Raw genomic sequence first — 16,574 nt, 5'->3', positions numbered from 1 at the left:
AATCGTAAAAAACAAGCAAGGTTTCTAAAAAAGTACTTAGCTGCCCTAGCATCTCTTATTTTATCTCTTGCTAAATGTCAAAAAACTGTTTCTATGTTACTCAACTATCAATATGATTATTAATAAAATTTTCGATCGTTATTATCTCGCAATTTTATCATGTAATTTCGAGATCGTTTCCTCATTTAAATTACTGTGTTTTATCGAATAAAGGAAATATATTACTACCCCAATAGTAATCCAAATACTAAAGTACACCCATGTCCTTAACGGTAAATTTAGCATTAAAAACACACAGCATACAATTGCAACGCATGGTAATACAGGTACAAAAGGTACCATAAATCCACGTTTTAAATTTGGGTGTGATTTACGAAGGATAATAACTGATAGACAAACTAACGCAAACGTCACCAAACTACCGATATTAACTAAATTAACTAATTCTTTCAAATCAATAAACCCAGCTATTATAGAGCTCCCAATTCCTGCCAATCCAGTTATAAAAGTGGGTGCTCCAGTTTTCTTATTAACTTTCGCAAATGATTTCGGTAACAATCCATCACGACTCATTGCAAAGAATACTCGTGTTGCCGCATACATATTGGAAAAAATAACAGCCATAAGGCCAATTACAGCACCTGCAGCAATTGCACCAGCGACTTTTCCTTGTCCTACAACTTCCATTACATAAGCCATTGCCTCAGGGACATTTAATTCTTTATAGGAAACCATTCCTGTCATAACAAGGCATACCATAACATAAATAATTGTACATATGATTAATGATGCAATAATACCGATCGGAAGATTACGTTTCGGGTCTTTTACTTCTTCTGCTGAAGTTGCTAATATATCAAAACCCGTAAAAGCGAATAAAATAGCTGCTCCACCCGTAAAGACTCCACTTAAACCGTATGGTGCAATTGGTATCCAGTTCATTGGTTTTACATAGAATATACCAACCGTAATAAACAACAAAATCATTCCAATTTTAATCGATACCATTGTATTATTGATTCGTTTACTTTCCCTCGTACCACGGGATAACATCCATGCTAATATCAATGTAATGATTACCGCTGGTAGATTCACAATACCACCATGCGAAGGAATCGTTACTAGAGCTTTAGGTATCTCTAATCCAAATCCCTTTATTAAATTGTGGAAATAGCCTGTCCATCCAGCAGCGACAGCCGCTGTTGCCACGATATATATTAACAGCAATGACCAACCTACTAGATGAGCAACAAACTCACCAATTGTTGCATATGAGTACGTATATACACTACCAGACGCCGGGAGTGTAGAAGCAATTTCCGCGTAACATAATGCTATAAATCCACATATAATTGCCGCAAGTATAAATGAAAAAACAACTGCTGGACCAGCATTTCTTGCTGCTACTAATCCAGTTAACACAAGAACACCCGTTCCAACTATCGAGCCTACCCCTAACATAATTAAATCAAATGCTCCTAATGTTTTCGTTAAAGTCTTGCTTTGATTATGCTCTAACAATTGTGTAACGGATTTCTTTTTTAGTAAATTACTCATATTTTCTGTATCCCCTTTAAAATAAGGTTTGTTCTTCTCGTTAGTGTTGTATATAAATTTACTTAGTTATTAACTAGCCTCATAATATTTCTTTTACATTAAATAGATTTGAAATATTATATAAATTCGCTTCTCACTTACTAGTTAAACTAGACATTTCCATAGATTTTTGCGTACAACGTTTCATAGCTGAAATGATAGCTGTTCTTAAACCTTTTTCTTCTAGCGTTACTACAGCTTCTATCGTCGTTCCACCTGGAGAACAAACCATATCCTTCAATTCACCTGGATGTATTCCTGTTTCCAATACCATTTTTGCAGAACCTAATACAGCCTGAGCCGCAAATTTATAAGCTTGTTTTCTCGGCATACCGCCAAGTACAGCAGCATCTGCCATGGCTTCTATAAACATATACACATATGCTGGAGAAGAACCACTAATAGATGTAACAACATCCATTAGTTTTTCATTTATGACCTCCGTCTGGCCGAAAATATTAAATATGTTCAGTACCTCTTTTATATCTTTTTCTGTAACCATTTCATTAAAACATAACGCAGACATTCCTTCTCCAACAAGTGCCGGTGTATTAGGCATTACTCTAACAACTTTCAACTTTCTACCAAATTCATTCTCAGTGCTCTTAATACTTTTTCCTGCAGCAATAGTTACAACGATTACATCATTTTTTATTTGATCTTTTATTTGGTTAATTACCGATGAGTATAAATCTGGTTTGATTGATAAAATTAAAATGTCAGCGCTGTTAGCGACTTCATTGTTGTTAGTAGTTATAGTTATGCCATATTCATTACTAGCATTTTTTAAATTAATGACATTTAAATCTGAACAAATTATTTGATCTGGAGAAACTATATTTTTTTTAATCATCCTACCTATCATAGCAATACCCATGTTTCCACATCCGATAAAACCTATTTGTTTATTCATAATAATTTGCTCTTGCTCCTTCTACTCTAAATTTTATTGATTTTGAAATTATTATTCTAAATAAGGGCTATTACAATTACTTGGTTTATCAATAGAATTTCAAAATTCTCCTTCCTATATAGAGCTTACATATACCTCTAATAACTTCTTTGCTTTCGCTGAATTTTGAGGTGTGAGTCTTACTGCCCTGCAAATAGCGGGATAAAATCATTTCTTTAATCTATAATAAGAAGGACATAAAAAAACAAAAAGTTACAAAAATTTTCAAATTAAAACTTTTATAACTTTTTGTTTTGATTCAAATATAATTTCAATTAAGGTATCTCATCGTTTTAAACTTGACGCTCCATAATCTTGTATAGTTACATTTATATGATATTTAATCGGTACTTTACTAAATGTTTGATCCCAATCTTTTTTGACTTTCTCCCATGTTCTCGGGTGTTTAATTCTTAATTGGTTGCCAAAACCCGCAATATCGACTTGATATTCTTTTTGTATTTTTTTTGTAACATGATGTACTAAGTGCTTTACTTCTTTTTCAATAGCTTTTTCTTCCTTTTTTAAAAATTCATTTTCAAAATCTTTTCCTGATTGCATCCAATTTTCAGACAAACGCCCTACTGATTCAATGTTTACATCAAAGGAAATATTATTTCCGTTAACATGTGGTATGATTTTGCTTTTTATTGACTTTATTTCGTATATAATGAGTTTCTTTGATTCTTTATCAAAAGTTTTTACCACACCACCATTCCTTTTTCCGTTTATCCATACTACTCCTTCCAATTCCTGTTCATTTAAAAAGCCCATCAACTTTTTTGTCTTCCCTTTAATTACAGCAGCTCCTGCAAATTTTGTTTCCCCTTTTATCGAGATTACATTTTGCAAAAGAAAACTGGACCCTGACCGCATCTTTCCTTCCAATTTAGCGAGCGATACAGGAGGTAAAATCCTTGTTGTTCTATTTCTATTATCTGCAATTCCAGACAAACGAAATGCTGGAATTTCTCCTTTTTTGTTTGATTCCAGTACCTCCTTCGCTAGCCCCTTGCTAATTAAGAGCATACAGCTAAGCCGAACTTCATTGTCACGGAGATACTGTTCAAGTAATTGTTCTAAACTGTATGTACGTACAAGACTATCACTAATAACAATGTTTTTTAAATGTGGGCTGAACATTGTGCTCTCTCTTTTCAATGAAAACTCACGAACAATTTGATGAATGGAATCACCTGTCTCAGAAACATTAATATAACGTTTTTGTTGTCCATTTCCTTTACTTTGTGCTTGCGAACTAACAATTTGATAAGTAGCTGTTATAAGATTTCTTTTAGGATAACCTCCTTCCTCATCCTCTTTCTCAATTGTTGAATCCTTCCCTTTATCTAGTGCTATACCTGCAGTTAAACTCAACTCTTCTACTTCTTTACTGCTCCAACATCCTGTTAAAAATAGAAGCAAAAGCGTCCATAACAAAGCAAAATAGAACCGCATATAATTAAATTTATTTTTCACACTACTCCTCCTTTTAATCGCGTAATAATAAGAAGAAGCAGTGGCAGTAAACCAAATAAAAATAAAGCAGCATTACCGAGCATATCCCCCAATTTAAGCAAGTCATTTATATTTTTCGAAGTCATAGCAATGATGTAAATGATTGGAATCAAAGCAAAAATAAACGGATGAATACTCTTTTTAAAGAGTTGCGCTAATCCTAATGCAGCTGCATAATAACTAATCGTATAGGTAGCAAATATTTGCATAATCCATATTACAAGCAGTAAAGATTCAAAACGTTCAAATATCAATCCAGAAATTTCAAAACTGCGCATAAGGTCAATTGTCGGCCATGTTCTTGTTACAACCCCATCAATTGATAATGCACCAATGACCATTACAACAGTTATTACATAAAAGATTAACGGAATAGAAATTCCAACTAAAATAGCTTTTACTGCTTTATTTCGTTGTTCCATAAATACCAAAAGAATTAACATAATTTCAGGACCTGTATATGCGAGAGACGTTGTTTTTATCCCATCTAATACTGGTTTAATTCCCAAACCTAATACGGGACGGAGATTATCTATCTCGAATATTCCGATGCTCATAAAGGAAATGATTAAAAAAATAAAAACAGTAATAGGAAATATTATTTCAAACATCCGTGCAATTGAATTAATACCACTCATAATCAAATAGAGACCTATCCACATAAAAGGCATAACAATAGCCCATGTGGGGGTTCCTTCGAGCAAAAAAAAGCTTATTACTTCTGCCATTGAACGAATTTGAAATGCTGAAGTTGTAAGAAAATACCCTATAATAAGAAAACTAAGCAACCTGCCTATCCATTTCCCTACAATATCTTGACTGTATTGGTAAAATGTTTTTTCTGGAAACTGCTGACTTAATTTGACCATAATTACTCCTGAAACCATTGCCAGTATTCCACCTAATATCACACTTATCCATACATCTGGTGTTTTCACTTTTTCCACAGATGCTCTAGGCAGAGTGAGAATTCCTGTCCCAAGTATGTAATTTACAATAATAACAACTGCCTGTGAAGTTGTTATTCGGTCTTTAAGTTTAGTAATCACTGAAGGCCACTTCCTTTCGTCATCAGCTACCTTTTGCGGATATTTTTTTTGGTATGCATTATTTTTGGTCGACGTCTCATTATTTTTAATGGCATGCGAACCATAAAATCTTTCCAGTCACTGAATCGATATGGAACAGCAGGACTGGTATAAGGAACGCCAAAACTTTTCAGTTTCACTAAATGACTGCAAAGTAAAAGAAAGAAGAGAATAACTCCATACAAACCAAATATCGCAGCACAAAACATAGCTACAAAACGAAGAATGCGTAACGTAATTCCTACACTATATTGTGGAATAGTAAAAGAAGAAATAGCTGTTACCGCAACAACGATAACCATTATTGGACTAACAATTCCTGCTTCTACGGCAGCCTGACCAATTATTAAACCGCCCACAATTCCCATTGCAGGTCCAATTGGTTTAGGCAGACGTAAACCTGCTTCTCGCAAAACTTCGATAGCTACTTCCATAATTAACGCTTCTATTAAAGCGGGAAAAGGAACTCCTTCTCGCGATCCGATAATAGAAATAGCGAGCTTAGTGGGAATTAATCCTGGATGAAATGAAATAAAAGAAATATACAGTGCTGGAGCAAATAATGAAACAAAAGCTGTCATGAAGCGTAATAAGCGGAGAAGCGTACCAGGAAGCCACCTTTCATAATAATCTTCTGGTGATTGCAGCAGCATACTAAATGTAACTGGAGCAATTAAAACAAATGGTGTTCCATCTAACAAAATAGCTACTCGACCTTCCATTAAAGCACTAATAACACGATCAGGTCGTTCTGTATTTTGAATCTGTGGAAAAGGACTTAGATAATTATCTTCAATGAGTTGCTCTATATAACCAGATTCGAGTACACTGTCTATGTCAATTTTCTGAATTCTGTTTTTTACTTCATCCACCAATTCTGTACTAGCAAGATCTCTAATAAATGCGACAACTAACTCTTTCTTTGCACGTTCTCCTACTGGTAGCTTTACTAATGATAAACTCTCATCCGCACAATGTCGTCGCAAAAGTGAGGTATTATCACTTAATACTTCAGTAAAACCGACCCGTGGCCCTCTGACTAATGCCTCCGATACTGGTTCTTCAATGTTTCGTTTATTTGCTTTTGTTGTACCAAGAATAAACACATCTGCTAAACCATCAATTAAAAGAGCTGTTGAACCTATCAATACTTTGGGTATTAAATCTTTTATGTAATGGACTTCTGCTACTTCACTAATTGTAAGAACTTTATTTTTAATATATTCTTTTGAAACAGTCCCCTCCACATAAGAAGATTCATTTTTATATTCATCAGAAAAATCATCCATTAGTAATTTCATAATATGTTTGTCAATTATCTCTTTATCTGATAGGCCATCAACAAAAACGATCCCAGCCTGAATATCTGTGCGTCCAATATTAAACTTCCGAAAGCGAACATCAGAATTATGTCCGATTTGTTGCTTTATAAGTTCTAAGTTAGAGGCAAAATCATTTGTGAAATGAACGATTGCATTTTGAGAAGGTTTATGCTCTTGTTTCGTTTTACTTTGAATATTATTTTTTTTCACTTGTTTGTCTCTTGACTTCCACCAACTCATTCTTCCCACTCTTTCTCTGACATACGAACCCAATGAAAAACTCTTGAGATAGTATACGGAATTAAAAACAAGATAAAAGCTTGTACAAAGACTTTCCAATCTGGAAGATAAGAAGTAATTATGTTCCACATTTTTATCACCCAATTTATATACTCTGCTAGGATTGAGATTTCTAAAAAACGATATGTACTTAATAAAAAATAACGATAAGATTAAAGAGCAGAAAAGCGAGACATTATGCTTGTTTAGTACCAATAACCTAATTAGTATAAAAACATTTCTGACTTAAAATACCATTTCCAATTATAATTTGTTAAATATTATCTCCTTTTCCGTTATTTATATGCCCGCATTTGAATTTCAAATAATATAAGGATCAATGATATTTCCTCTTAAAGAAAAAAAGATGCTAGAAGATAGCATCTTTTTTTAAATTCAACTTACTATGTATTTATATTTTATTGTGAAAATACTCGTTTTTTTTAATGAATATTAATGTTTAAAAAAATAAAAAATACATATTCTTTTGTTCTAAGTTCATACACTTCTACCAAATCGATACGGAATTTTCTGATTTTAAAACTAATATGAAATAAAGGAGAATAAAAAGAAAAACTATTATCAATCTATCAATTGAAAATAATACTTAGCAAGAGTTTATCATCTTAACTCCAAGTGTATTCGTTTTGCTTCAAAATAAAGAACTTGAATAAATTTTTTCGTATCAATACGAGCAGGTAATGTTGGTTCATTATTCAATTCTGTCATCTTTCTCCTTACGGTAGTAAAATCAAAAAATCTAGAAGCATAATTTTCGAACTTCGGGTTTAAAAAATCAGTAAGTCCAAGGGATGCTAAATGGTTTAATGATTGATAAATTGCTCTCCGAATCCGTTGTTTGGAAGCTTCTATGAACCTTTTTAATTCGGCATCTTCAGCTGAATCCCCAAGTTTTTTTTGAGCCAAATTCATAAAAATCTCTTTTAGTGAGGGAAAGCCTTGTTCCAACGTGTTATCTTGTTCATATTTATATAAATAATCTAGCATATCCATTAAATCTTTACTTCCACTTTCACTGGCTATTCCTAATTCAGACAAAAGAAAATGAATGGAATTTTGAAAATGATTAAAAGTATTTAAATGTTTTTCATTACGGTATTTTTCTTGCGCACTTGAATTACTATCCAATTTTAGTACCATATTAAGCGATTCTTGAATGTTTTTTATTGATTTTTCCAAACGAATTCGTTCAATAACTTTCCGAACAACTGTTAATACTTCAATCCGGTTAATTGGCTTAATAATATAGTATTCAACACCAAGCGAATAAGCTTCAGCAATTAATTCTTTTGATTCTACTTGAGAGACCATGATGATTTTCCCTTTAAACGAAGGGTTTATTTGACGGATTGTTTTTATTCCATCTTGAATCGGCATTAACAAATCGATAAATAAAATGTCTATATTTTTAAGGATTAGCATTTGTTGCTCTAAAGATAAACCATCCTCAGCTTCACCTATAACCTCCCCAAGATCTTCATCCTCGATAATTTGAGCCAACATTGAGCGAACCGCTTTTTCATCATCTACTATATAAAAATACATAGAATCACCCTTTCGAAATTATATGATCAATCCCTAATCTAATTATAAAAATTGATCCTTTTCCTTCGGTTCTGTCCTCAAGCGTAACATCACCTTCAAGTTGTTCGACCATTTCTTTAACATACGATAATCCGATACCTGTCGATGGATTGCCTAAATCATCATATTTAGAAGTAAACCCAGGCTCAAAAATTGAATCTTTATATTTTGAAGAAATACCAGGACCATTATCGCCTATTTGAAATTCAACAAAATGGTGGTCTTTATTAATGTCAATTGTGATGGTTCCCATACCTTGGATAGCTTCTACAGCGTTTGTAACGATATTATTTATAATAGATAAGATTGTGTAAATATGATAATGAGGATGCACACCATCAATTTTATACACAAATTGGATGTCTTTCTCTAGCAACCGTGCATATTTCGTATTTGCCCGTATAATGATATTTACTAGTTCATGTACAGACATATAATCTGTAAAACTTTCATCAGAAATTAGTTTTGAAAGCCCCGCAAAAATACGTTGGTTATCCTTTTTAACGTCATGGACCTCACCAGCAATTTGTAATGCCTGTTGCCTTAAATCCCCAAACTGAAAATCCATCTGTTTGTGCTCAAAAGAGTCTAAGGTTTTATATAAATCATAGGATTTTTTTGTTATATTCTCAGCATCTTGTAATGTTTTTTTTAAATGAACAGCATCTTCATATAAATTAGAGATGAGCATGAGCATGTGTTCATTTTGTTTCTTTATGTGTCTCTCCCTTGATTGCGCTTCATACAATTTCATCATATTGAAAAAGCTTAGAACTATAAAACTATGGGAACATGCGATAACAATGATCTCATTTATTGCCTCGGATGTGATTGATGTTTTTAATACGAAATATTGAATCATTAATTCCACACAGTCTGACAGTATTTCAATCATGCAACCAATAAAACCAATCATTAGTGGTTGATGATAAAAACGTTTAATTTTTGCTAAATGAAAGAGATACGAATAAGTAAAATAAAAGAAAAAACTAGGATAGTGAGTATGAAAAGCGGCTAGCCAATCCATATTTCCCTTTATAATGACATCCATTGAGATACGAAATACTACAACGACTATCGCTGTTAAAAAACCCGGTAAAAATGCTGGAATTCTTCGAAACAATAACAAAAAAAAGAAAAATGTTGGTGCACCAAAGCTCATTCTAAATGTTTCATTTAAAGGAAATGACTTTATTTCACCTACTAAGGGTACTGTAAGTATCATTAAAACGAGAATATAGATGTCTTTTTTTACTAAATTACTAAGATTCAAAATAATCACTTCTCACTTTCGCCTAACAGTCAGTATACAAACCTATTTGCATTAATACAATACTTACTCTATTTTTTTCAAAAACTGATAAATAAGATATAAACGAAAGTATTATAGATTGTGAGTATTCATTACACCCTTCTACTTTAGAAAGATACTTTATAACTCAAAAATGTTCAGACACAATATAAGGTCTGAACACTTTTGGAATCGTTCTTACACCAAAATATCTGTGCTCCTTTTTAAAATATACTTAAATCCCATTCTTTTGCAATATGTTCTAACAACATAATTCCTGGTAAACTATTCCCATATTCATCAATGGCCGGTCCGTAAATACCAATACCACATCCATCTTGGAACGATAAATCCTTCCTAGATTTTGAGGGAACAAGTGTCATAATTCCGCCGGATACCCCACTCTTAGCTGGTAATCCAATGAAAGCAGCAAATTTTCCAGAAGCGTTGTACATTCCACAAGTAAGCATTAAAGCTTTTGTTAACCTAGCTACTTCTTTAGGGAGCACTTGTTCTTTGCGAATAGGATGATATCCATCATGTGCTAGTATAAGCCCTATTAAGGCAATATCTTCAGTATTTATTTCAATCGAACATTGTTTTAAGTAAACCTCTAGTGTCTCCTCCACATCTGATTCTAGAAAACCATTCTCCTTTAAATAGTATGCTAATGCTCTATTACGATGAGCGGTTTCCCATTCTGATTGAAATACTATTTCATTAATAGCGGGACGCTTCTCTATCATTTTTTCAATTAATACGTATAGAGATTCTAATTTTTCTTGCACCGATGTCCCTGGCAAAAGTGAAGCTATCGTAATCGCTCCAGCATTGATCATAGGATTAAAAGGTTTTCCTGGTTTATGTATCTCTAAACGAATAATTGAATTAAAGGCATCTCCAGTTGGCTCTACGTCAACTCGTTCTAATACATAAGAAATACCACGACTTAAACAAGCGGCTATAAAACCGATTACTTTTGATATACTTTGTAATGTGAAAGGTATCTCCCAATCTCCTGATTTTATCATTGTTCCATCTGGCTTTACTATACAAATACCTAACTGCGATACATTTATTTCCCCCAGAGCGGGAATATAACTGGCGCTTCGTCCCTTAGCTGCATACGCTCGATAATGAGCTACCCATTGATCTAAGCAAACTTTTTCTTGCCCCTCAACTTGAACGCTAGATTCCTTTATCATTTAATCATATTCCCCCGTACTATTAACTTTATATAGAATGATTTTTTCTTTACTATAATCAATACTATTTGCACTAGAACCAAGAAAAATATTCAGACATATTGCAGTCTGAATATCCTTCTTATTACACACTTTTCTTTTTTGAAGTTTTCTCATAACTATCCCAACATTCAATATTTTCAAGCCCTTTAATGTTTTCTTTATAAAAAATAGGATCTTTACCAGCTTTTTTCTGGTTTATATAATCTTGTAACGCCGCAAATGCTACTTTTGAAAGTAAGGTAATAGCAATTAAATTAATAATAACCATAAAGCCCATAAATAAGTCCGCTAAATCCCATACAATTTGAATCTTTGCAACAGAACCAAATACAATCATAGCCAACACACTTATTCTGTATATCATTAACCACACTTTACTTGTATGTAAGAAGCGAATGTTTGTTTCACCATAATAATAGTTGCCAATTAACGCACCAAATCCAAATAAAAAAACAAAGATAGCAAGACAACCCGATGCCCAAGAACCGATGTGTTCACTTAATGCTGCTTGTGTAAGTGCAATACCATTTAACCCCGGTTGTTTATATGCATCAGACAGCAAAATAATAAAGGCAGTGCTAGTACAAATGATCAGTGTATCCGTTAATACACCAAATGCTTGAATCAGTCCTTGTTTCACCGGATGACTTGTTGTTGCTGTTGCGGCAACGTTTGGTGCACTTCCCATACCAGCTTCATTTGAGAATAAACCGCGTTTAACTCCATTCATAAGTGCTGCACCAATTGAACCGCCTGCTATTTGTTTAAAACCAAATGCATTTTGAACAATAAGAGAAAGAACTTCCGGCATTTTTGATATGTTGGTAACTACAACAAATAATGCAACTCCAATGTATAATACCGCTAAAAATACCACCTTGTATTCAGCCATCTTTGCAATACGTTGTACACCACCAAAAATAATCGCAGCGAAAGCAATGGCCATGATTATCCCAACTGTTAGACGATCTGTACCAAATGAGTTTTGAAAAGCAATTGTAACTGTATTTGATTGTACTGAATTGAATACAAGACCAAAAGTAATTGTGATTAAAATAGAGAATAATACTCCCATCCAACGTTTATTCAACCCTTTTTCCATATAATAGGATGGACCACCACGGAAACCAGTTTTATCTTTTACTTTATATATCTGTGCTAATGTGCTTTCGACAAAACTGGATGCTGAGCTAATAATAGAAATAATCCACATCCAAAATACAGCTCCAGGACCACCTAATGCAATTGCAATCGCAATTCCTGTGATATTCCCTGTTCCAACGCGGGCTGCCATACCAATACAAAACGCTTGAAAAGGAGAGATTTGATCTTTAGAACCACTTTTCCCCTCCATTAATACACGGACCATCTCTTTTAACATTCGAAACTGTACAAAATTCAATTTAAATGTAAAATAAATTCCGCAAATAACAAGCATAATAATTAACAATTTAGACCATAAAAAATCATTTGTTGATCCGACTAAGTCTAAAAAAAGCCTTTCCATATCATCACTCCATGCCAAATTTTGTATATCATAATCTATATAAAATCACCTATATTTCCTGGTATAAATACCTCTTTTATATTCAAATACAACAAGGATAAAAATTTTCTATATTAATCGGATTGGCCTGTTTAAGCAAACATCACAACATGTAACCGTAAAACTGAAATTTTGAAGTACTTAACGCTTATACAAACGGATGCTCTACCCCTTTCTGCAAACTAATATTTTTATCCACTAACATTGTTGTACTATTATGTTTGTTTCGTTTACCGGTGATTTAAATCATAATAATCAATAGTGGTTAAGTGTTTTTTTGTTAATTGTCTCAAGAACATGGAAATATCTCCTTTCTCACTACTAATCTCAAAAATAGGCTAGGTAAAAACTTCGCGAAAAATCTATAAAGCGCTTTCACTATTCAACTAAGAAAACCTTGTCTTTAATTTATAATTAAAAGTACAGAATGTTACGAAAAAGTACAGATTTTTATAAAAACAAAAAATATTTTAAGTTTTTTTCATCTAAAAAACACTGAGATTTTGTGAATTTTATACAGTATCCAAACGTCGCAGATTCCGTTCTACCTAACCTTTGACAAGCCTCTATTTTCTTCATAAAAACATGCATACTTTTCTCTTTTAGAAGTTCATATAAAGGATTTGAAATCAAGAATCAACGAAATATTATAAGAATATTTAAAAAATAAAACATTTAATTTATTTATGGTATCATACAAAAAACATTTGTTTTCTCAATTAATCCCCCTAGTGGGATTCCTCTATATTGCACATATTTACAACATTACAGACACTTAGCAAAAAAGGATTTTGTTGAAGGGATGAAACATTACAAAACTCTTATTTAGGACCTTATGTCATCCTCTTTTCTAGCAATATCGAGTTATCCAAAAATATGATTTTGACAGCTCCACAAATAAAAAACTACTCATATTATTATTTTTTTGAAAACGTTATTAATATTATTCCATTTAAGTTTCAAATTTTAGAACAACCAATTGATAAGAAAAGCTATTAATTTTATTGCAATATAAGAGGATTTGTTGAATATCTATCATTAAATGTATATTTCCTTTGCTTTTCATTCTACTAACATAGATTACAGGTGGTGTATTGTGAAAGAAATAGTATTCGTTCAAAATAAAAAAAGACTCCTTATGAAATTCAAATTTTTAAAAAAGGATTTAATACTTACCATTTCACTGATATTAGCAATTGTAAGCTGCTTAATACATTCGCCAAGGTTCGAATATATTAACTTTGAAGTGTTAATTAGCTTATTTAATCTAATGGTGGCCATTAAGGCCTTTGAACAGCTAAAAATATTAGACAAACTTGCCGTTTTGATTTTAAATAAATGCAATAACAGCAGGTCAATATCTATTATTCTAATTTTGTTATGCTTTATTTGCTCCATGGTTGTAACAAATGATGTCGCCCTCCTCACTTTTGTACCAATAACACTTGTCATTAGTAAAAATACACAAATGAACATGATGGATACAATCATCTTGCAGACAATTGCGGCAAACATCGGTAGTAGCTTGATGCCTATGGGAAACCCACAAAATTTATACCTATATTCTTACTATGGAATTAAGCTCATCCCATTTTTAGGTTCAATCCTGCTTTTAGCTGTACTTGGAATTAGTTTGTTATTTATATTTACTCAAAAACTTCAAAAAACAGATTTAAAAATAGAACTACCTGTAATTACCGTGAAAAATCGAAAAAAAGCTACCATCTGGATTTTGATACTTATCACTATCATTGCATCTATTTTTGGTGTCATTGATTATTACATTGCGCTAATAGTCACATTGATAGCAGCATTTACGTTAGATAGAAACTTACTATTTAAGATCGATTACTTTCTTCTAATAACCTTTGTCGGTTTTTTTATTTTTATCGGAAACATTTCCCATTCGGATGCGCTGGAGACATTTGCTCGCGCTAATTTAAGAGGAGATACTTCAGTCTTCTTTAGTTCCATATTTTTGAGTCAATTGATTAGCAATTTTCCTACTTCAATTCTTCTATCAAACTTTACTTCTGATTGGAAAGCTTTATTACTAGGAGTAAATATTGGAGGGCTTGGAACAATTATCGCATCTTTAGCCAGTGTAATCTCCTATAAACTATTCATTCAGGCCAATGTTAAAGAGAGTAAGGCGTATTTAATTAAATTTAGCATTTACAACTTTTTATTTTTAATCATACTTACATGTATACAATACTTTATTTTTAAATTTCTATAACTTTAAAAAGTGATTACTACTAGAATAATAAAAACCAAAACTTTCTCAACATTAAATTGGGAAAGTTTTGGTTTTAAAGTACATAATACTTACAATTAGCATTATAAGCAAGATCCACAAATTGCATCAATTAACTCACCAGTTATCCAACGACTGTCTGATGATCAAAGAAAATCTCTAAAAACTAGTTGATAATCTTTTAGAATTAAACTTTCCTATAATACTATTTGCTATTTCTTCAATATTTTCATTTAGAAAGAAATGATTACCTTCAAAAGAATGAAAAGTACACGTTTTACTTGTGTATCGTTCCCATTTTATTACTTGATCATATGTAGTAAATTCATCATTTTCCCCATTAAATATAAGAAAATCAATATCACATGGTTGTGTATTTTTGTCATGAATATACGTCTCAACGATTTTAAAATCTGCTCTTAGAATAGGGAGAAAAATCTTCATTAATTCTTCTGATTGCAGTACCCCAGATGGTGTACCTCCCATTGCAATAACTTCTCTTTTAAATTGTTCGTTAGAAAGATTATGTCGGATGTTTTTTATTTTACTATTTGGATGATTTCTACCGGATAAGACAAGAAATTTAGGCAATACGCTTTTAGAATCTTGTATTTTTCTAGCTACTTCATAGGCAATCAAACTTCCCATACTATGCCCAAATAAAATATATGGCGAATCATCTATCTGCATAACGATATTATTATAGACATCATTTACCGCTTCTTCCATACTTCCGTACAAACTTTCTTCAATTCTATATCCTCTACCAGCTAACTCTATCGGGACTACCTCAATATATGGATTAAAGTAATTTTTCCATTTTGCGTAACTAAACGCGGATCCCCCAGCATGTGGAAAGCAAAAAAGTTTAGTCTTCTGCATTGATTTTCTCCTTACTTTCAAATTTGTATATAGTTTGGAAAATTGCATAAATGTCTTTAATTATTATCTCTTGCGGAAATTCATCCCTTGTTGCACAAGCAGATACCTTATAATTTGGCTCAATGTTATATTGTCTAAAGTAAAAGTTTTGAGGTATATACTTATATGAAATTAAAGTTGGTGACTCTTTTTTTATAGAGAATGAATTTAACGGGATATAAAGCCCTTTTCCAATCGTTTTTATATAACTTTCTTTTAATGTCCATAAATCATAAAAATAATTAATTTGTTCATCAGAATTTATATTAGATATATCATAAAATTCTTCCTCTGAAAAAAATTCATTTGCTAATTTAAGAGCCTCTATCTCTGAAATCTTTTCTATATCAATACCCACATTAAAATTAGCAGTAGTACAAACCATCCATTCTCCTGAATGTGACAGATTAAAATGAAAGTCAGAAAAGTTTTCAACAAAAGGTTTTCCATACTCATTATATATAAATCTAATTTCTTCATTATTAATTTTATACTTTTGGCAGATTAGAGATCGGATTAGTAAATCTCCTATCAGGGTCCTATTAATGTCGCATGAATTTAATAAACGCTTCATTCGTTCTTTCTTCTCATTTGAAACTAAGTTACTAAGTTGCTTAAACAAATGACTTTCAATATTCTTTGGTATTTTCACAGCTTGAATTTGTATGATAAATCACGTCCTTTTTTAAAGAATTACTTCATATATGAACGTTACATAAATTCAAATTCACATTACTAAATTGCATATACAATAGGAAAGGTGCATATTTACATATCAATGAAAATATGCACCTTTCCTCAGTAATATCATCAGGCATTCGCTTCTATTACAAAGATTTCTATGTCTCTACCAATTACTTTTTACATTATCCCCTTAAAAAGTAATGCTCTTAATATATTCATTATTCCCTACACTTGATATGCATGCAGGTATTGGTCTCCCCTTTTCGTT

12 protein-coding genes are annotated in these 16,574 nt (G+C 32.2%); 1 reads left to right on the top strand and 11 read right to left on the bottom strand.

What is annotated here, in order from left to right:
- Positions 1–141: 141 nt before the first annotated feature.
- The 9 genes from ATL10_RS06405 to ATL10_RS06360 all read right to left on the bottom strand — a co-directional run bounded on the left by ATL10_RS06405 (position 142) and on the right by ATL10_RS06360 (position 12,405).
- Entirely contained in the window at positions 142–1,557 is a 1,416-nt protein-coding gene (locus ATL10_RS06405; protein ID WP_000067460.1) for an amino acid permease, read from the bottom strand.
- Between the two features lie 133 nt (positions 1,558–1,690).
- Positions 1,691–2,509: a pyrroline-5-carboxylate reductase gene (proC, locus tag ATL10_RS06400; RefSeq protein WP_001041313.1), complete on the bottom strand. Its 819-nt coding sequence runs from the start codon at positions 2,507–2,509 to the stop codon at positions 1,691–1,693.
- A gap of 324 nt (positions 2,510–2,833) precedes the next feature.
- On the bottom strand, positions 2,834–4,027 hold the full coding sequence (locus ATL10_RS06395; protein WP_000790793.1) for a Ger(x)C family spore germination protein: 1,194 nt from the start codon (positions 4,025–4,027) through the stop codon (positions 2,834–2,836).
- Complete coding sequence (locus ATL10_RS06390; RefSeq protein WP_000628928.1) at positions 4,024–5,115, bottom strand: spore germination protein; 1,092 nt, start codon at positions 5,113–5,115, stop codon at positions 4,024–4,026. The genes ATL10_RS06395 and ATL10_RS06390 overlap by 4 nt, the downstream gene beginning before the upstream one ends.
- 26 nt (positions 5,116–5,141) lie before the next feature.
- Positions 5,142–6,716 carry a spore germination protein gene (locus tag ATL10_RS06385; RefSeq protein ID WP_000119223.1) on the bottom strand — a complete coding sequence of 525 codons (1,575 nt, stop codon included), beginning with the start codon at positions 6,714–6,716 and terminating at the stop codon, positions 5,142–5,144.
- Between the two features lie 660 nt (positions 6,717–7,376).
- Positions 7,377–8,321: a response regulator gene (locus ATL10_RS06375; protein ID WP_000274080.1), complete on the bottom strand. Its 945-nt coding sequence runs from the start codon at positions 8,319–8,321 to the stop codon at positions 7,377–7,379.
- A gap of 4 nt (positions 8,322–8,325) precedes the next feature.
- Positions 8,326–9,642 carry a sensor histidine kinase gene (locus tag ATL10_RS06370; RefSeq protein WP_000584793.1) on the bottom strand — a complete coding sequence of 439 codons (1,317 nt, stop codon included), beginning with the start codon at positions 9,640–9,642 and terminating at the stop codon, positions 8,326–8,328.
- 233 nt (positions 9,643–9,875) lie between these two features.
- Positions 9,876–10,856: a glutaminase GlsA gene (gene glsA, locus ATL10_RS06365; protein ID WP_000588988.1), complete on the bottom strand. Its 981-nt coding sequence runs from the start codon at positions 10,854–10,856 to the stop codon at positions 9,876–9,878.
- A 124-nt stretch (positions 10,857–10,980) separates the two neighbouring features.
- The gene (locus tag ATL10_RS06360; protein WP_090976616.1) at positions 10,981–12,405 is read right to left on the bottom strand and encodes an alanine/glycine:cation symporter family protein; all 1,425 of its coding nucleotides are present in this window, start codon (positions 12,403–12,405) and stop codon (positions 10,981–10,983) included.
- 1,135 nt (positions 12,406–13,540) lie between these two features.
- On the opposite strand from ATL10_RS06360, the gene ATL10_RS06355 reads away from it, so the two are divergent.
- Positions 13,541–14,683 (top strand): anion transporter, encoded by a 1,143-nt coding sequence (locus tag ATL10_RS06355; RefSeq protein WP_110496602.1) that lies wholly within the window; start codon positions 13,541–13,543, stop codon positions 14,681–14,683.
- A gap of 177 nt (positions 14,684–14,860) precedes the next feature.
- Here the strand turns inward: ATL10_RS06355 and ATL10_RS06345 are convergent, their stop codons facing one another.
- A complete protein-coding gene (locus tag ATL10_RS06345; protein ID WP_090976614.1) occupies positions 14,861–15,583 on the bottom strand; it encodes a thioesterase II family protein in 723 nt (240 codons plus the stop codon).
- Positions 15,570–16,274 (bottom strand): 4'-phosphopantetheinyl transferase family protein, encoded by a 705-nt coding sequence (locus ATL10_RS06340; RefSeq protein WP_110496600.1) that lies wholly within the window; start codon positions 16,272–16,274, stop codon positions 15,570–15,572. The genes ATL10_RS06345 and ATL10_RS06340 overlap by 14 nt, the downstream gene beginning before the upstream one ends.
- Between the last annotated feature and the right edge of the window lie 300 nt (positions 16,275–16,574).

This window comes from Bacillus sp. 196mf, from assembly GCF_003217275.1.
GTDB classification, from domain to species: Bacteria; Bacillota; Bacilli; order Bacillales; family Bacillaceae_G; genus Bacillus_A; species Bacillus_A thuringiensis_S.
The sequence above is the reverse complement of the archived record's forward strand: the minus strand, read 5'-3'. Positions and strand labels throughout refer to the sequence as shown.

Excerpts from the sequence above, each read along its gene's own strand:
- ATL10_RS06405 (WP_000067460.1), bottom strand. The coding sequence starts at position 1,557 with ATGAGTAATTTACTAAAAAAGAAATCCGTTACACAATTGTTAGAGCAT.
- proC (WP_001041313.1), bottom strand. The coding sequence starts at position 2,509 with ATGAATAAACAAATAGGTTTTATCGGATGTGGAAACATGGGTATTGCT.
- ATL10_RS06385 (WP_000119223.1), bottom strand. The coding sequence starts at position 6,716 with ATGAGTTGGTGGAAGTCAAGAGACAAACAAGTGAAAAAAAATAATATT.
- ATL10_RS06375 (WP_000274080.1), bottom strand. The coding sequence starts at position 8,321 with ATGTATTTTTATATAGTAGATGATGAAAAAGCGGTTCGCTCAATGTTG.
- glsA (WP_000588988.1), bottom strand. The coding sequence starts at position 10,856 with ATGATAAAGGAATCTAGCGTTCAAGTTGAGGGGCAAGAAAAAGTTTGC.
- ATL10_RS06360 (WP_090976616.1), bottom strand. The coding sequence starts at position 12,405 with ATGGAAAGGCTTTTTTTAGACTTAGTCGGATCAACAAATGATTTTTTA.
- ATL10_RS06345 (WP_090976614.1), bottom strand. The coding sequence starts at position 15,583 with ATGCAGAAGACTAAACTTTTTTGCTTTCCACATGCTGGGGGATCCGCG.